The 16,179-nt window shown below is 69.3% G+C and carries 14 protein-coding genes and 2 pseudogenes; 10 read left to right on the forward strand and 6 right to left on the reverse strand.

Annotation, left to right across the window (positions count from 1 at the left end; all coding sequences use genetic code 11):
• Positions 1-19 precede the first annotated feature (19 nt).
• Positions 20-892 carry a class I SAM-dependent methyltransferase gene (locus ABD331_RS11190; RefSeq protein ID WP_344473360.1) on the forward strand — a complete coding sequence of 291 codons (873 nt, stop codon included), beginning with the start codon at positions 20-22 and terminating at the stop codon, positions 890-892.
• Between the two features lie 43 nt (positions 893-935).
• On the opposite strand, the gene ABD331_RS11195 is transcribed toward ABD331_RS11190, so the two are convergent.
• Positions 936-2,249 carry a hypothetical protein gene (locus tag ABD331_RS11195; protein WP_344473362.1) on the reverse strand — a complete coding sequence of 438 codons (1,314 nt, stop codon included), beginning with the start codon at positions 2,247-2,249 and terminating at the stop codon, positions 936-938.
• A gap of 180 nt (positions 2,250-2,429) precedes the next feature.
• Between ABD331_RS11195 and ABD331_RS11200 the strand changes: the two genes are divergently transcribed.
• Both ABD331_RS11200 and ABD331_RS11205 read left to right on the forward strand, forming a co-directional pair.
• Positions 2,430-2,969 carry a DM13 domain-containing protein gene (locus ABD331_RS11200; protein ID WP_344473412.1) on the forward strand — a complete coding sequence of 180 codons (540 nt, stop codon included), beginning with the start codon at positions 2,430-2,432 and terminating at the stop codon, positions 2,967-2,969.
• A 57-nt stretch (positions 2,970-3,026) separates the two neighbouring features.
• A complete protein-coding gene (locus tag ABD331_RS11205; RefSeq protein ID WP_344473364.1) occupies positions 3,027-3,908 on the forward strand; it encodes a TIGR03854 family LLM class F420-dependent oxidoreductase in 882 nt (293 codons plus the stop codon).
• Here ABD331_RS11205 and ABD331_RS11210 read toward each other — a convergent pair.
• Complete coding sequence (locus tag ABD331_RS11210; RefSeq protein WP_344473366.1) at positions 3,889-4,293, reverse strand: ATP-binding protein; 405 nt, start codon at positions 4,291-4,293, stop codon at positions 3,889-3,891. The two genes, ABD331_RS11205 and ABD331_RS11210, sit on opposite strands and share 20 nt — an antisense overlap.
• Before the next feature lie 197 nt (positions 4,294-4,490).
• Here ABD331_RS11210 and ABD331_RS11215 point away from each other — a divergent pair, with 197 nt between their 5' ends.
• Both ABD331_RS11215 and ABD331_RS11220 read left to right on the forward strand, forming a co-directional pair.
• Complete coding sequence (locus ABD331_RS11215; protein ID WP_344473368.1) at positions 4,491-6,446, forward strand: FHA domain-containing protein; 1,956 nt, start codon at positions 4,491-4,493, stop codon at positions 6,444-6,446.
• 73 nt (positions 6,447-6,519) lie between these two features.
• Positions 6,520-7,902 (forward strand): FAD-dependent oxidoreductase, encoded by a 1,383-nt coding sequence (locus ABD331_RS11220; protein ID WP_344473370.1) that lies wholly within the window; start codon positions 6,520-6,522, stop codon positions 7,900-7,902.
• Between the two features lie 53 nt (positions 7,903-7,955).
• Here ABD331_RS11220 and ABD331_RS11225 read toward each other — a convergent pair whose 3' ends face one another.
• Both ABD331_RS11225 and ABD331_RS11230 read right to left on the reverse strand, forming a co-directional pair.
• Positions 7,956-10,340, reverse strand: a complete 2,385-nt coding sequence (locus ABD331_RS11225; protein ID WP_344473372.1) for a right-handed parallel beta-helix repeat-containing protein — start codon at positions 10,338-10,340, stop codon at positions 7,956-7,958.
• A gap of 528 nt (positions 10,341-10,868) precedes the next feature.
• Positions 10,869-11,690 (reverse strand): hypothetical protein, encoded by an 822-nt coding sequence (locus ABD331_RS11230; RefSeq protein ID WP_344473374.1) that lies wholly within the window; start codon positions 11,688-11,690, stop codon positions 10,869-10,871.
• 195 nt (positions 11,691-11,885) lie between these two features.
• Between ABD331_RS11230 and ABD331_RS11235 the strand changes: the two genes are divergently transcribed.
• Complete coding sequence (locus tag ABD331_RS11235) at positions 11,886-12,512, forward strand: ClpP family protease (RefSeq protein WP_344473376.1); 627 nt, start codon at positions 11,886-11,888, stop codon at positions 12,510-12,512.
• A complete protein-coding gene (locus ABD331_RS11240; protein WP_344473378.1) occupies positions 12,509-13,099 on the forward strand; it encodes a ClpP family protease in 591 nt (196 codons plus the stop codon). The genes ABD331_RS11235 and ABD331_RS11240 overlap by 4 nt, the downstream gene beginning before the upstream one ends.
• Before the next feature lie 26 nt (positions 13,100-13,125).
• Here ABD331_RS11240 and ABD331_RS11245 read toward each other — a convergent pair whose 3' ends face one another.
• Complete coding sequence (locus ABD331_RS11245; RefSeq protein ID WP_344473381.1) at positions 13,126-13,479, reverse strand: helix-turn-helix domain-containing protein; 354 nt, start codon at positions 13,477-13,479, stop codon at positions 13,126-13,128.
• 365 nt (positions 13,480-13,844) lie between these two features.
• Between ABD331_RS11245 and ABD331_RS11250 the strand changes: the two are divergent.
• The 3 genes and pseudogenes from ABD331_RS11250 to ABD331_RS11260 form a co-directional block, all read left to right on the forward strand.
• Positions 13,845-14,275 (forward strand): annotated as a pseudogene (locus ABD331_RS11250) (TIGR02679 domain-containing protein); the annotation flags it as partial.
• Positions 14,276-14,555: 280 nt separating this feature from the next.
• A complete protein-coding gene (locus ABD331_RS11255) occupies positions 14,556-14,681 on the forward strand; it encodes a DUF2399 domain-containing protein (protein ID WP_344473383.1) in 126 nt (41 codons plus the stop codon).
• Between the two features lie 115 nt (positions 14,682-14,796).
• Positions 14,797-15,912, forward strand: coding sequence for a DUF7986 domain-containing protein (locus ABD331_RS11260; protein WP_344473385.1), 1,116 nt, complete (start codon positions 14,797-14,799; stop codon positions 15,910-15,912).
• Positions 15,913-15,964: 52 nt separating this feature from the next.
• Here the strand turns inward: ABD331_RS11260 and ABD331_RS11265 are convergent.
• Positions 15,965-16,179: pseudogene (locus tag ABD331_RS11265) on the reverse strand (hypothetical protein); the annotation flags it as partial.

Below are 16,179 nucleotides of genomic sequence, written 5' to 3' on the forward strand. Positions count from 1 at the left end.
ACGGGCTTACCTTGACGCCATGCCTCCAACGCATCAGCACACTTCTGACCACGACCATGACGGTCAGGCGGAGATCCTTGAGCTGGACGCCGAAGTGCTCGCCGAGCACCTGGCGTCCATCACCGCCTGGCTGCCCCTGAAAGGCGAGCCGCGCCACATCGTGGACCTCGGCTGCGGCACCGGCGCGGGTACCTTCGCGCTCCTCGACCGCTTCCCCGACGCGCACGTCACCGCCGTCGACACCTCGGCCGGGCACCTCCAGCTCCTGCGCCAGAAGGCCTGCGCCCGCCGGGTCGACGGGCGCGTACGGACCGTGCAGGCCGACCTCGACACCGACCACTGGCCCGACCTCGGCACGCCGGATCTGGTGTGGGCCTCCGCCTCGATGCACCACCTCGCCGACCCCGGCCGCGCCCTGCGGAGCGTCCGCGAGCTGCTCGCCCCCGATGGCCTGTTCGCCGTCGTCGAGCTCTCGGGATTCCCCCGCTTCCTGCCCGCCCACGCCCCCGAGAGCCGGCCCGGCCTCGAAGATCGCGTGCACGCCGCGACCGACGCCTTCCACGCCGAGCACGTTCCGCACCGCGGCGCCGACTGGGGCCCGATGCTGACGGCCGCCGGCTTCACCGTGGAGGACCAGCGCACCGTCACCGTCAACATCGAAGGCGCGCGAAGCGAAGCGATCGGCCGCTACGCCTACGGCAGCCTGCGGCGCATTCGCACCGTCGCCGCACCCGTCCTCAGCCCCGAGGACCTCGCCGCACTCGACGAGCTCCTGGACACCGGCAGCCCGAACGGCCTTCTGCGCCGCGAGGACCTCGCCGTACGCACCGAGCGCACCGTCTGGGCCGCCCGGCGCAACTTCATCCCCGCCGACGCCCGAGGCAGCGGGTGACGTCGGCGGCCCGGACCGCACGGGTGCCGAGGCCCCTTCACCGTCAGTGCGGCATGTCCAGACCCGCGCTGTGAGCCGCGTTCATCGCCGCGGTGACGAACTGCTCGTACGTCCCCATGCCGTTCTTCAGCCCGAAGAGGTCGGTCTCCCGGTACTCCACGACCACGTGCGACGCCCCGTGCGGCGTCGTCTTCTGCCCCATGGAGTACGTGAACCACTCCGCCGGCCGCCCGGCGATGGGCTCGTGCGCGGGGTAGCCGCGAGGCGGGGACAGCGCGTCGTAGGCGATGCCGCGCGGACCGTCGCCGCTCATGTGAACGGCCAGCGTCTCATCGCCGTGGCCGGGGTCGCCGGCCTGGATCGACCGCAGCCACCAGAAGAGGGTGAGCGGATTGTCGTACGTCTGCCGCCCCCCGAGTCCGTACGGCCGGGGACACACCCGGGCATCCTTGTCGCCGCTGGGCAGGGCGTTGACCATGGCGTCGAACTCGGACCGTTCCATCTCCGTCAGCACGTTCATGTAGACGGAGCGCAGGTTGGTCCGCGGCAGCAGCGCGAAGCCCGCCTTCGGCCCGTCGCCGGAGGTGAGGTTCTGATGGGCGAAGACCCACAGCATGTACTGGATCAGTGTGACGAGCCCGATGAGGTTGCCCGTCTTCTGGCGCCCCTCCAGCCAGGCCATCACCCGGCCACTCGGATCGAAGCCGAACACCTCCAGCCGGACGGGCAGCTCCGACAGCGGCACGTCCACCGTGGCCTGGACCGTGCCATGGACGTTGCCCCTGGCAGCGGTCAAGGCCAGTACGTCGCCCGCCGCGTAGACGGTCCTCATCACCGGATCGCCGGCGGAGTCGAACTCGCACCTCTTGATGGGCGCCGCCAGTGCGACGGTGATGATGTTGCCCACGTTGGTGTCCGGCACGAAGCGCAGCTCATCGGCCGCCTGGACGTCGTCGTGGGCCCTCAGGTGTCCCTCGGCCGCCCGCACGGCCTGCACTTTGCCGCTCGTCCTGGCCCTGCTCGACCGCCTGGGGCCGGTCGTCGCGTCGCCCTCCTGCTCGCCGGTCCGCAGGAACGCGGGCGGAAGCGCGGCGGCGTCGTGCGAACGGCCCGTCAGCAGGGTCAGCAGTTCGCCGATGAAGACGAGTTGGCGGCGCAGAGCCGCCCACGTCGTCACCGAGTCGGTGATGATCTCGACGTCGCCGCTGTCGGACTCGATCGCCACCCCGGGGTCCTGCCAGTAGCGAACCCGGCCCTTGGACGGCAGGGAGTCCTCGGCCTGCCAGCCGTCCTTGGAATCCGCCAGAAACCTCAGCTCATCGCGCTGAAACTGCCATTCGAACCCGATCCTGGGCATGGACGCCTCCTGGGGTGTGTACGACCGCCCCTCCCGAGAGTGCCCGGCCTCCCCCAGATACGTGCCCGACGAAAAGCCGAGAACCGCACGGCGACCCCAAGCAGACGCCGTAATCGTCACGTAAGAGCGAACCGGCTGCCCGTGTGGTGCCCTGGAAGCATGATGAGACAGCTGGTGACCATGCCGCGGCTGTTGGCCGTCGCCGGCGTGGGCGTCGTGGTATTGGCCGTCGCCATGTACCTGTTCCAGCCATGGCGACTGTTCACGACCGTCGTGGTGAACGAGCCCCCGCCCACGGTGTCGTCAGCCCCGCGAGACCAGGCAGATGCCCCGCTGCCCGCCACCCCATCCGCGCAGCCGGCGAGTACGCCCGCCGAACGGATCGAGAAGCTCGCCCGTGGCACGTTCGTCTCCCACGAGCACAGCACCACGGGCACGGCGGAAGTGCTGAGGCTTCCGGACGGATCGCGGGTCCTGCGTCTGGTGAACCTGAACACCTCGGACGGCCCTGACCTGCGGGTCTGGTTGAGCGACCAGCCGGTCACCCGGGACTGGTTCGCCTTCGACGACGGACGTCACCTTGAGCTGGGCCACCTCAAAGGCAACCAGGGCAACGCCAACTACGCCATCCCCTCCGAGGCCGATCTGAGCGTCCTGCGGAGCGTGACCATCTGGTGCAAGCGGTTCAGCGTCTCGTTCGGTGCGGCGCCACTGCTGTGATCAGTCCCGTCCGGGTGCACAAGCAGTACAGCCGGGGGGCGGGCTGATAATGGGCCGATGAAGGTACGCATCGGGATAGCGCCGCCACCTGGAGACACCCCCGCCCATCTCGCCGGGCTCGCGGAGCGGGCCGAGTCCCTCGGGATCGACTCCCTGTGGCTGTCGGAGATCGTCCACGGGCCGTCCGTCGAGCCCGTCGTCGGCATGGCCTACACGCTGGCCACCACCCACAGGCTGAAGGTCGGCACGGGAGTGGCGATCCTGCCGGGCCGCCACCCGGTGCGGGTGGCCAAGCAACTCGCCTCCCTGGCCGCGCTCGCCCCCAGACGCGTGCTGCCCGTTTTCGGGCTGACCCCGGCCAGGCCCGCCGAACGGGAGGTGTTCCCCGTTCCGGGGCCGCGCGGCGCGGTGTTCGACGAGTCGCTCGAACTGCTCAGGCTGCTCCTGCGGCAGGAGAAGGTGACCTTCCACGGCGAGTTCTACACGGTGGAGAACGCCGGGGTCGGCCCCCTGCCGTCCAGGCCGCTCGACATCTGGGTCGGCGGCAGCGGGGAGCGCGCCCTGCACCGCGCGGGGCGGCTCGCCGACGGCTGGCTGGCCAGTTTCCTCACCCCCGGCCAGGCCGCCGCCGGCCGTACGGCGATCGCGGCGCACGCGGCCGAGGCCGGGCGCGAGATCGAGGCCGACCACTACGGCACCAGCCTCGCGGTGGCCGCGACCGAGATCCCCGCCACCGCGATCGACGCCATCGCCCGGCGCAACCCCGGCGCCGACCCCGCCGAGATCGTCCCGGTCGGCTGGGCCGCCGCCCGCGACCTGATCGAGCGCTTCGTCGAGGCCGGGATCACCAAGTTCGTCGTACGGCCCGCCGCGCCCGTGTCGTCGGCCGAGCGCTGGCTCGACGAGTTCGCCGACCACCTCATGCCGCTGCAGAACTGAGCGTGCAGGTGCAACCGATCTCGCACCAGACGCCCGTGTGGTCGGGCTTGTGAGTGATGCCCCAGCCTCGGGACAGGTGATCCACGAGGAACAGCCCGCGCCCCCGAGTGGCCTCCGCCCCTGCCACACCAGCCCGCGGCCTGCCCGCGCCACCGTGATCGTGCACCTCGACCCGCACGGCGTCGGCCAGGTGGGTGATGCGCACCTCGAAGCTGTCGTCACGCGTGGCGGCGGAGTGCTCGACGGCGTTGGCGGCCAGCTCGGAGACGGCCAGGATCACATCATCCTCAGCGGGGTGACCGGCCACGACGCCACCGACGAACCGGCGCACGTGCCCGAGCTCTTCGAGCAGGGACGGGAACTCTCGCCTCTTGGTGCCGGTCATGTCCATCGCCTCCGCAGGTGCATCGGCTCGTTTCGCCCTGATACCTCCAAGGATGTCGATTCCGCTTGCCGATTCCCTACCGCTCGCTTGCTACTCACTGTCGGGAGCTGATGCGCGTACTTCTCACTTACGCGGCCGCCCTTGATCGCGCATGATGGACGTGCACCCAGGTCTCTTGTCACGATAAGGAGGGCATCATGCCCCCTGCCATCGTCGGGCACGACGGCCCCCTCACCGACCGGCAGTTCCTGCTCGGCGACACGCCGACCACCTTCGGCCGCAGGCAGGACTCCACCGTGGTGCTCACCAGCGAACGAGCGTCGCGCCGCCACGCCGAGATACGTCACGAGTCAGGGCGTCACGTCCTGCACGACCTGGGGAGCCGCAACGGAACGCTGGTCAACGGCAGGCGCGTCACCTCGCACGTCCTCCAGCAGGGCGACCTGATCACGATCGGCGACGAGCAGTTCCGCTTCCTCCCCTCCGACGACGCCGCGACGATCCACAGCGCGTCCCCGCTGCCCCAGACACCGGAACCGGTGCTCCGGGTGGCCGTCTCCGGCGGCGGACCCGTCGGGCTGAGCTTCGCGCTTTTGCTGGAGCACCTCATGGGCTCACGGGTGGTCGTCACCGTCTATGACGGCCGCTGGGCCCAGGAGGGCGCCCGGGTGGTGTGGAAGGGACAAGATCAGGGCAATGTACGGCGCCAGCAGGTCGTCACCGTGCAGAGCCGCCAGTACCTGAACCTCCCCGGCCCGGTGCAGGCCCGGCTGTTCGAACCCGGGGCGTACTCGGAGATGTGGCCGCCCGGCCCCGACTCCATCAAGGGACACGCCCCGCGCAACCTCCGCATCTCCTACATCGAGGACACGCTCCTGGAGATGGCAGGCGAGAAGCCCGACCGCATCAGGCTCGTCCCCGCCCGCTTCGATCCCGACAGCGCGAAACAGGACCATGTGCTCGCCATCTGCGAGGGCGGCCGTTCGCGCACGCGGGAGCGTTTCACCGGCAAGTTCGGCACCGCCGACAGCTCGATCTACTCCCTGGACGGCAAGCACCTGCAGGATGTCGTGCTGGGTTTACGCGTCAAGTCCGACCTGCCCGACGCCATGTCGGTCCTGCTGACCGTGGCCCAGAACCGCTACCTGCTCAACGCCCTGGGCGGTGAGGGCTTCCTCAACATGCGGCTCACCGACGAGGAGGCCGAGGAGGTCGTCGGCATCGACCCCGTCCGTCGCGTGTTCGAGGAGTGCGTCGCCGCCAGCCCGTGCATGATGGGCCGCACCGGCGACGGCGACTTCCACTGCTCCACTCACGGCACCTTGTTCCTGCCCGCCCTGATCAAGGGGTCCGCTCTGTGGCGGCGGGTGCGGGAAGGGCTGGCGATGTTCGGCGTGGCCGAGCACAACCTCAGCGCCGTCACCGCCTTCCGGCTCGACATGGTGCAGCGGCCGCGGTTCACCGCTCGTCTGTACGCCCCGACGTCCAGCGCTCCGGGCACCTACGGCTTCCTGCTCGGCGACGCCGCCAACGCCATCCACTTCTGGCCGGGCCGCGGGCTCAACAGCGGGCTGGCCTCGGCGATCTCCCTGGCCCGGTCGCTCAACCAGGCCTGGCGCGGGCGGGCCTTCCGTGACGCGGACTTCATCCGCCACGAGGCGGCGATGGCGATGCTCCAGTACCGGCACAAGAGCCGTGCCTGGCAGGCGATGGTCACGACCGACGCGGACGGCGTGACCCACGCCATCAAGGACAACATCGCCAGGGGCTGCGCTTCCACGCCCGCCGCTCCGAGTTCCGACGCGCAGGTCACGGCGGACCTCGACACCCTGATGGACCGGCTCGCGAGCATCCGGGGCCGGCTGTCGCAGCGCGTCTCCGGCCTCCCCGACGACGCCGCCCTGCGTGCCCACCTCGCCCGGCTGTCGGCCGAGACCCTGCGCGTCCTGGTCATCAGCGACGCATGGGACACCGTGGTCATGGGCGGCGAAGAGGTCGACATCGACATCTTCTACCGGGAGGAGCCCGCGTCCGCTCCGGCTGGAGAGCCTGTGTGGGCTCCACGACTGGCCAGCGAGCGCGAACAGCACACCAGACTGATCTCCAGGTCGGCGGCCCGATCGCCGCAACCCACGGCGCCGGCTCCCCGATAGGCGTGGCCCGGGCGCTACGCCTTCGTCCAGAGCTGGCTAGGCTCCGAGCCATGGCCTCGATTGACATGACCCGGTGAGCACCACCCGCCTGCTGGTCCTCGGAGCCGATGCGGCAGGGATGAGCGCGGCGCACCAGGCGATCCGGGCGGCCGGCACCAACCTGGCTGTGACCGCGCTGGAGGCGACCGGCGATACGTCGTACTCCGCCTGCGGCATCCCGTACTGGGTCGCCGGAGACGTGTCCAGCAGCGACTCCCTGGTGGCCCGCACCGCCGAGCAGCACCGGAAGGCCGGGATCGACCTGCGGCTCGGCGCCACCGCGACGGGGATCGACCGGCGGGCCCGCACCGTCACCTACCGGGATGCCGGCGGCGAGCAGGTGCTGGGCTACGACGAGCTGGTGATCGCGACCGGCGCGTCGGCCATGGTGCCTGACTGGGCCGTCGACCCCGACACCGGGCAGCGGTATGCCGGGGTCGCGCCGGTCAAGACGCTCACCGACGGCGCCGTCTGGCTGGACCTGCTCGCCGGACTGCCCGGAGGCGGTGGTCGGGTGGTCGTCGCCGGCGGCGGCTACATCGGCGTCGAGATGGCCGAGGCCGCCAGGAGGCGTGGCCACACGGTCACCGTGATCACCCGCACGCGGGTGATGAGCTCCCTGGACCCGGACATGTCCGCTCGGATCGAGAAGGGCCTGCACGAGGCGGGGGTGCGGGTCCTGACCGGCTCACCGGTCGTGCGGCTGGACGTGGCGGACGGACGGGTGCGGGGCGCGTACACGGTGGACGGCGAGCGCCACCCGGCGGACCTGGTCGTGCTCGCGCTGGGGGTCACCCCGAACACCGCTTTCCTCGATCTCGCCGAGTTGCCGAGCGGCCCAGGCGGCGGCCTGCGGCCCGAGCCGGACGGAAGCCTGGCCGACGGCATCTGGGCCGCCGGCGACTGCTGCGAGACCCGGCATCGGCTCACCGGCACGTGGACCTACCTGCCGCTCGGCACCCATGCCAACAAACAGGGGCGGATCGTCGGCACCAACCTCGTCACACCAGGCGTGCTGCGCTTCGGCGGCGTCCTCGGCACCGCGATCACCCGCTTCGCCGTGGGCACGACGTACCTGGAGATCGCCCGCACCGGCCTGAGCGAGCACGAGGCGGCCGCCGCCGGCATCGAGGTGCAATCCCTGATCACAGAAGGCAGCACGGCCAGCGGCTACATGAGCGAGGCCGATCCGATCACGGTGAAGTTGCTGGCAGCGCGGTCGGATCGGCGGCTGATGGGCGCGCAGATCGTCGGCGGGCGCGGCGCGGGCAAACGCATCGACGCCGCCGCCACCGCCTTGTGGCACGGCGCGACCGTTGACGACCTGGCCTGGTCCGACCTGTCCTACGCGCCGCCGTTCGCCACCGCGTGGGAGATCGTCCAGGTCGCGGCCCGGCGGCTGGCCGACAGGCTGTGACTCGGCTCGGCACGTCGGTTGGCGCTGAGATCGCTCTCAGCGCCAACCACTGATCACGCGGTGTTGGTGATCCGCAAGTCGTCGAGGAACACGCTGTCGTTCGCCGTGCCCGAGCTTCCGTAGAACTCAAGCTGCACAGTCGCTGTCCCGTCGGGAGCCGTGACGTTGCCGGTCGCCTGCTGCCAACTGGCGGTCAACCCGTTCAGAGGCACCAGATCGGTCCTCAACAGCGCTTGCCCGGCGTCGAACCACTTCAACCGGAGGGTCACCCCCGTGACGGCGCCGGCTCCCTGCCGCCCCCAGTAGCTGATGCGCTTGCCACCGGCCTCGGCGGTGAAGCCCGGCCAGTTGGACAGGGAGATCCCCCAGCCCGAACCACTGGAAATCGTGACGCACAGGCTGCCGGCGCCGGAATGGGCCTCCTGGGTGGACACGGCCACGTCGGCGGAGTACCAGGACTTCCAGTTCCCCACCGTCGGCCCCTCCCCGGCGGTGTCGGCGTCCACGAGGTTGGGTCCGTCCGGGGGCGGAGTGTCGGACGGCGGGCCGACCGTGAAGTCGTCCAGGTACAGCGAGTCGCCCGTGCTTCCGGTGCCGTGCAGCGTGATCAAGGCCGTGGCGGTCCCGGCCGGCGCGTCGACGAGCTCGGACGCCTCCTGCCAGGTGTCAGTGAGCACGGGAAGCCTGACGTCATCGGTCTGCAGGATCTCCTCGGCGCGATTCAGCCACTTGACCCTCATGAACGGCTGGAGATTCGTGCCCGATCCGAGCTTGCCCCACAGGCCGATCTTCTTGGGGCCCGGGGTCGTCCGGAAGCCCGGGTGGTTGCTGGTCCCCACTCCCCACCCGGACCCACTGGTCACCTCGACCCGGAGACCGTACTTCCCGCCATGGGCCGCGTCGGTGGACAGCGTGGCCTTCTCCGAGTACCAGTCCTGCCACTTGCCCAGCGACGTCCACAGCCGGGAGGTGTCCTCGTCCAGGTCGCTGTACCCGATCGGCGCTCCGCCCGCGTCACCGTCGAAGGTGCTGCCGGCGTCCTGGTTGAACGGCGCGCCCCGCCACGAGTTGAAGGAGACCGCGTCGCCGTACCCCTTCGCGAACCGCCAGTCGCCGTGGTACTCGTTGTCGTGGAACTTGTTGTTGTTTCTATACATGACGTCGTTCAGCACGCCCGCGGCGGTGTAGGGCGACCACGGAATGTCGTCGACGCCGGCGGCGATCAGCGCCTGCGCGCCGCAGAACGGGCCGGCGCACGGTACGACGGTCTTGTCGAAGCGGAACTCGTTGTTCCGAACGTCGATGTTCTTCGCGTGCCAGCGGCAGTCGGTCAGGTACGGCTCGTTCTTGATGTCGGTGTAGCAGGGGTGGCTGCTGTTGATCGGGTTGGCGTGGGTCTTGTCGTACGGCTGCGGAATGCGCGTCGGCTTGACCAGCGGCGTGCAGTAACCCGAGCTGGTGTTGCCGTTGGAGTTGCAGAAGCGGTCGGCGTTCTCGAATATCGACACGCCGGAGAAGTTGTCCTTGATCAGGTTGTCGTAGACCCGGATGGCGGCGGCGCCGCTCACCGTGCTGGCCAGGCGAGAGTCGCCCCCGGACTCCGACAGGTAGATGGCCGGGCCGGGCGAGCCCTGGTTGCGCCGGCCGCTCACCCACGCGTTGCGGGTGATGGTGTTGTTGCGCATCGTGGCGTTGTAGCTGATCTCGTACCAGAGGCCTTCACCGTCGTTGTGGTCGATGAAGTTGCCCTCGAAGAGGAAGTCGATGTTGTTGGTGTCCGCCCACAGGCCGGGACCCTTGTTGTCGTGCACGTAGTTGTTGGTGACCCGTGCGCCGTTGACGTCCCAGAACTTGCCGCCGCCGGTGCAACCGCACCCCGGGACCCGGCTCTCCCAGTCGTCGGTGTTGTTGCCGACGATCTCGTTGTGGTCGAGGACGAGGTTCTTCTGGGACGAGTCGCTCTCCACCTGCGGGCGGTAACCGCCGAAACCGGTCTGCCCGTTGTCCTTCAGGCAGTTGTACGACACGACGTTGTTGCTGCCGATGTAGATGCCGGCGCCGTCGTTGTTGGAGATGGTGTTGTACGAGATCGTCCAGTTCGGGGCGGTGTCGTGGTTGACGACTCCCTGATCGAAGTTGCGGTTCTCGAGAGGGTCGTCCGAGCCGAAGTTCTTGATGGTCAGGTACTTGATGGTCACGTTCGGGACGTCGCCGACGAACGCGTACTTGTTGAGCCTGCGACCGTCCAGGATCGCGCCAGGCCCGCCGATGAAAGTGGTGTTCTCCACCACGTTGACGTGGCCGTATCTGTCGTTGCCGAACGTGTGCACTCCGGGCTCGAACCAGTACGTCGCACCGGACTGGCCGAAGCTGAATTTCTCGTTGTCCCCGGCCGGAACCGTGATGGCCCCCGCGGGCGGGGTGGACGGCCCGGTCAAGACGTCCTCATTACCGCAGATCATGGCGGGCGGCGAGGTCGGCCATGGCGGATCCGCCGCAGCGGCGGCGGCATGGCCGGGGGATAACAGGATCGCACCCGCGACCGGCAGTGCCGTCAGCACCGCCAGCACGGTCCGAGCAGAGATGGGGCGTGCTCTCACTTCTTGCCTTTCAAGCTTGGAGTCTCCACCGCAGACATCGCTACGCTGCGGCGGAAGGGACCAGGCCGTCGGTCTCTTCGTCGCCGTACGCGACTGTGGCTGCGAGAACCGATCGGCGAGCAGCGACCGGCGAGACGAGCGCAGCTCGACGCGCTCCTTGCGGAGACGGCCTGGAAGCAGAACGGATCTTGCAATCGGGCGCGAACTATACACTCGGCGATTTACTCGTGTCGATCAGGACAGTTCGCCCCGCCAGCGGATCCCTCATCGCACACCCGGCCCGCCTGCAGACGCGGCGCGGCTCGATGACGTCCATGAACTCGGCCTGGCCGCATCGCCGGTTTCCTGCACCTTGGCGGGCTTCGTTCAGCGGGGCGACGTCATGAGGCCGGCGATCGCGGTGTGGACCAACGCCTTCTCCTCGCCGGTCAGATCCATGGGGCGGTGCGTGAAGGCGTTGTCCTTGTGGACGTGGGCTTCATGGCCCGACGCCCTGGCGCCGGCGAGCAGGAGGTCGGTGAAGGCGAGCAGGAGGGAGGCCGCCTCGGTGGCGGAGTCCACATCCTGATGCTTGTCGAACTCCGCTGCGAGGCCACGCAGGCCCTCCGCGAGGTCCGGCTCCGGCACGGTGAGGGCCCCGGCGACCCGGCGGGCCTGCTCGGCTGACCGGTCCTGCCAGTCCGACCAGTGCCAGCCAGGCCACCCCTGGCCCATGCTCCGCAGGGCGCCGCGCAACGTGGAGGTGGTCCAGACGCCGGCGCTCTGCTCATCAAGGTCGAGGTGGACGCCGGCGACGACCTTGCCGGGGCAGGAGGTGATCGCCGGCCAGGCGGAGCGGTGGTCGTCCAGGCTCCTCGCCCCGCTGCGGATGACCGCCTCGGCCGAGTCGACGAGGTGGGCCCGCGTCTGACCCCGGTGAATCACGGTGACCAGCACGTCGCACCATGATTTACCCGCCTGTGGATCACGAGGGCCTGTCCCGGCGAGGTCGGCGGCGTGGCCGGCCGCCGCCTTGATCTGCTGAAAGCCGTCATAGGCCCACTCCACCCGCCAGCCGGGCCAGGTACGGGCGAGCGTCGCCAAGGCCGCGAGCCGGTAGCTCTGATCGGCGCCGCAGTGACAGAACAGCAGCAGCCGCCGTTCGTCATGGTCGATCAGACACGCGCCCTCGCAGTCGAGCTCCCCCATCCATGAGCTCACCTCCCGCTGGCGGCGAGCGAACCGGGTTGCGGGGTTCTGGGCCGGGCAGGAGGTCAAGTTCGAGCTGGTAGGCGCTTTCCGGTGATCGCGCTGTCCCTGCTCAGAAGCTCTCGCTGCTCACAGCAGATCTGCCCCAGGCAGATCGTGTCGACGCCGGTCCGGATCGCCTCACAAGATGGACGCATGAGCGAAGAATCGAACCTTCCGCTGTTCAACCCACGCATGAGACGCGAGCTCTACGAGCAGCGTGTTCTCGTCCTCGACGGCCCTCTCGACGACGACAACGGGACGCTGCTGGCCACCCAGCTGATGGCACTCGCCACGCAGGACGCGTCGTCCGACATCGCCCTGTGGATTCACTCCCCAGGCGGCTCGGTCCCGTCGATGCTGGCGATCCGCGACATCATGCGCCTCATCCCCTGTGACGTGTCGACCCTCGTCCTGGGCATCGCCTACAGCGCCGGGCAGTTCCTGCTGTCGTCGGGGGCCCGTGGGAAGCGCCGCGCTCTGCCGCACTCGCGAGTCCTGATGCACCAAGGCTCGGCGGGGATCGGTGGCACCGCGGTCGACATCGAACTGCAGGCCGGCGACCTTCGGCATACGCGCGACACGGTGCTCGGCCTGATCGCCGAGGACACAGGCCAGCCTGTCGAGCGCATATTCGAGGATTCTCTGCACGACCGCTGGTACACGGCACAGGAAGCGCTGGACTACGGCTTCATCGACGCCATCGTGCAGAACTTCGACGAGATCGCGCCACAGAACCGCGCACGGCTCGGATTCGGCGTCACCCAAGGAGTCGGCCAGTGACCTCATACACGATCCCGAACGTCATCGCCTCGAACCCTCGCGGCGAGCGGATCATGGATGTCTACTCGCACCTGCTCACCGAGCGGATCGTCTACCTGGGCACCGCGATCGACGCGGGCGTCGCCAACGCTCTCATCGCGCAGCTGATCTTTCTGGAATCGGACAACCCCGACGCGGAGATCCAGTTCTACATCAACTGCGAAGGCGGAGACCCGAGCGCGATGCTCGCGATCTACGACACCATGCGCCACATCCGCCCGCGGGTCTCGACGACCTGTGTGGGACAGGCCGTCGCGGTGGGCGCCGTGCTTCTCGCCGCGGGCGCCGAAGGCAAGCGTGCCGCTCTCCCGCACGCACGGATCATCCTGCACCAGCCGGCGGCCCAGGGGCGCGGAGCGATCCCCGATCTCATCCTGCAGGCCGACGAGGTCGTACGTGTCCGGGCGGACATCGAGCGCATCCTTTCACGGCACACCGGCCAGACGGTCGAGACCCTGCGCGCCGACACCGATCACGATCGCGTGTTCACCGCTACCGCGGCCATGGAGTACGGGCTCATCGATCAGATCATCGAGGAGCGTTCATAGCCCGTGGACGACCCCGGCAAGCCGCGCTACGCGGCCAGAGCGTACGCCGCCGAGCAGGTGGCGCCTCTCGACGCGCCCTGCTGAGCAGGCCGCAAACTCTCGGCGACGGCGAGGGTCAGATCGACCAGGGTCACATCCAGCGCCCCGGCGACCGCGGCGATCATCTCGCTCGACGGCTCCTTGACGCCTCGTTCGATCTCGGAGAGATATTGCGGCGAGACTCCGGCGCGGCTTGCCGTCTCGCTCAGCTTCTCGCCCCGCTCATGGCGAAGCCCTCTCAAGCACTCACCGAGCACCTGCCGCCACAGCGGCTCGCGAGCCGGGGACGGCTCGGGGGCGGTCCGGTTGATCGCTGGACGCGACGACAGGGATGAGGCCATACCTCACCATAGGTCGATGGCGCGTTCGAGTTCTGTCGGCTTCGCGCAGAGCGGAACCGTCTCTGCCCAGCCTCAGGCCATTCGCGCGCTCACCGAGCGGTCGTCGCGGCGGCGACCGCTCGGTGACGTACGTCTGGTGGCGGTTCGTACCGTCTCCACGCCTTCTGCGTGATGTGGCCGTGCGCTCTTTCCCGAACGGCTCCACGGCAGAAAGCGGTGCGAGCGAGCGGCTGGGGCGGCTGCTGGGCGGCCACGCGACCGCCTGGCTGGTCGACCGGGCACGCCGCCGCCTGGAACAGGGCAAACCGCTGACAGGAACGGTGACGCTCGCGACGGCGACCCCCGCACAGCGCCGCGCGGCCGAGGTGCTGCTCGGCCGCCGCGCGGGGGCCGGGTCCTCCCTGTCGGTCTCCTTGGACGAGGTGGATCGCATCTGGTGAGTGGGCGGCATCGCCGCGGACGGGCTGCGCGAGGCCGTCATCCGGCTGCGTGGCCCGATCCGGGACCTGACGGGGGAGAAGGCCGCACAGGCAGCGGACTGGAGACGGGCCTTCGCCAAGCTCGACGCCCTCATCTCCCAGCGGCCCGAACTGTCCGGGTGGCGATCGTGGCTGGAGTCCACCGGCCTGGTCAGAAGGCTCGCGGCCACGTCCGGCTCGCCGCCGAGACCTGCGCGGACGCCCACGCGCTGGACGAAGGACGCCCGCTGGCGACCCTCGCCCTGTCCGCGGCGCGCGCTCTGTCCGGCCTGCCGTACGCGGGCGAAGGCGGCGCGGACGCCCGCCGCTCGGCCTGGGCCGCGGTCGGCGTGCACCTCGACGACCTGTCCTCCCTCGTGCTCTGCCTGGGGCTGGCTGGTGACGACCACTCCCCTACCGGACGCATGCTCAGCGCGGCCAGGGCGGCGGGCGAGCCATGCGTGCTGACCCTGCGCCAGCTTCTCCGCCACGAAGCACCACTGCGCTCGAACCTGGTCAGGATCTGCGAGAACCCGGTGGTAGTCGCGGCCGGTGGTGCGACGTTCGCCTACCACGGGGACTTCGGCTGGGGCGGGATCGCCATCGCCTTCGCGGTCCATGAACGGGCCGACCCCCTGGGATCCGGAGCTGTCCGTGGTGATGGCGCGACGGGGTGTGCGGGTCGAGGAGGAGCTCGTACTCGGTGAGCTGATGGCTGACCTGAAGTCGCGGACTTCCTTGTGATCATCGAGGTAGTCTCGACGCTCGGCCCGCATGTTCCCCGATCTACCGGACGGGGAAGCAATCGAATGTCCGTGGGCCGGTAACCGAACAAGCCCGGAGAAGAAACGGCGCCGTCATGGACGTCATGGAGCAGGCCGCGGCCCTCAAGGGTCAGCTGATCGACTTCGCCCTGTCACCCCGGCTCGCCCGCGAGCTCAACGAGGCCTTCGAGCAGAGCGACCCAGAAGGTCTCGCCGACGGCGAGGCAGCCGCGAGCATGATCATCGACCACTTCGTCCTGCAGCGGCGGCTGGCCTCCGGCGACACGGTCATCGACCGCTTCCTGCGCGCCCATCCCCGCCTGAGCCCGCAGGAGCGGGAGATGATCCTCGGCTGGAGGGACGTGGTCGAAGGCATCTTCGAGGTCCGGGGCAAGGACCAGGACGCCGTGATCCTGTTCAACCTCATCGACGAGCTCACCTACCGCGTCCGGTCCAACATGGGCGAGTCCGCCTTCCGTCCCGTCAAAGAGGGCATGTTCCTCATCTGCCGGCTGGTGCCGCTCGGCGAGGACTGGCTGGTCAGCGCGAACATCAGCCTCTTCCCCGCCGACGCCCGCGACCGACTTCTCACTCAGGCGGCGGAGCTCGGCCTGCGCAACCCCAAGCTGGTCTTCCGCAACCCGGACAAGCTCGCCACCGCACGCCGCTTGCTCACCGAACAGCGAGAGGTCTTCATCGACCTGTACGGCGCCGAATACATCGTCGTCCCGGGAGCGGACGTGGCCTCGCGATACGACGCCTTCATGCGGGCCTGCACGGATCGGGCCCAGCCCGGCAACACCTCCCCGTTGCCCGCTTACACCCTTCCCGGTGACATGCTGGACGCCGAAACGGTGGCCATCCATTTCGACCCGGAAACCGGCATCAGCTTCTACCTCGAGTTCGGTCTCCTGCAGGAACTCTTCGCCGACCCCAGCCTGATCAACCGGCGCCGCTACCGCGAAACCCTGACCTCCTACCTCCGCGGCGACGACATCTCCCCCGCCGCCATCAAACTCCTGACCGACCCCGACCCGGACAACGCCGGCGTCGTCTTCGGCAAACTCCTCAAGAAGAAGCACTTCTCCTGGCCCGAGCACGGGGAGTCACTGCTGCGCCGGTACAAGGCCCGCTACTTCGACGAGCCCCAACTGCCCACCACCGTCCCGGTCAGCGACATGATGGCCAGGCGCCTGCGCGAGGAGCCGTGATCAGTGCGCACAACCGCCGGCGAACGAGAAGCTGAAGACCGCTGAAAGCCGCTCAGGGTAACCGGGACGGACAGGACGGTCCGGGGCCTTGGAGGTCCGGGGCTTGGGCCGGGCTCAGGGCGTGCGCGTCCGGGTGGAGTGCCCGGGCGCACAGCGTGAGCGTCTCCGCGAGTGCCACCCGGTCCGGACCGCCGACCTCGGCGAGCATGACGGCTTCGATGTCGTCGAGGGAGCGGTCGCATCGCCGCAGAACGTTCAGCCCTGCCG

Source organism: Nonomuraea monospora, from assembly GCF_039531895.1.
Taxonomy (GTDB): Bacteria; Actinomycetota; Actinomycetes; order Streptosporangiales; family Streptosporangiaceae; genus Nonomuraea; species Nonomuraea monospora.

Excerpts from the sequence above, each read along its gene's own strand:
- ABD331_RS11245 (WP_344473381.1), bottom strand. The coding sequence starts at position 13,479 with ATGGCCTCATCCCTGTCGTCGCGTCCAGCGATCAACCGGACCGCCCCC.
- ABD331_RS11260 (WP_344473385.1), top strand. The coding sequence starts at position 14,797 with ATGGACGTCATGGAGCAGGCCGCGGCCCTCAAGGGTCAGCTGATCGAC.
- ABD331_RS11230 (WP_344473374.1), bottom strand. The coding sequence starts at position 11,690 with ATGGGGGAGCTCGACTGCGAGGGCGCGTGTCTGATCGACCATGACGAA.
- ABD331_RS11235 (WP_344473376.1), top strand. The coding sequence starts at position 11,886 with ATGAGCGAAGAATCGAACCTTCCGCTGTTCAACCCACGCATGAGACGC.
- ABD331_RS11200 (WP_344473412.1), top strand. The coding sequence starts at position 2,430 with ATGCCGCGGCTGTTGGCCGTCGCCGGCGTGGGCGTCGTGGTATTGGCC.
- ABD331_RS11255 (WP_344473383.1), top strand. The coding sequence starts at position 14,556 with ATGAACGGGCCGACCCCCTGGGATCCGGAGCTGTCCGTGGTGATGGCG.
- ABD331_RS11190 (WP_344473360.1), top strand. The coding sequence starts at position 20 with ATGCCTCCAACGCATCAGCACACTTCTGACCACGACCATGACGGTCAG.
- ABD331_RS11215 (WP_344473368.1), top strand. The coding sequence starts at position 4,491 with ATGCCCCCTGCCATCGTCGGGCACGACGGCCCCCTCACCGACCGGCAG.
- ABD331_RS11205 (WP_344473364.1), top strand. The coding sequence starts at position 3,027 with ATGAAGGTACGCATCGGGATAGCGCCGCCACCTGGAGACACCCCCGCC.
- ABD331_RS11210 (WP_344473366.1), bottom strand. The coding sequence starts at position 4,293 with ATGACCGGCACCAAGAGGCGAGAGTTCCCGTCCCTGCTCGAAGAGCTC.
- ABD331_RS11195 (WP_344473362.1), bottom strand. The coding sequence starts at position 2,249 with ATGCCCAGGATCGGGTTCGAATGGCAGTTTCAGCGCGATGAGCTGAGG.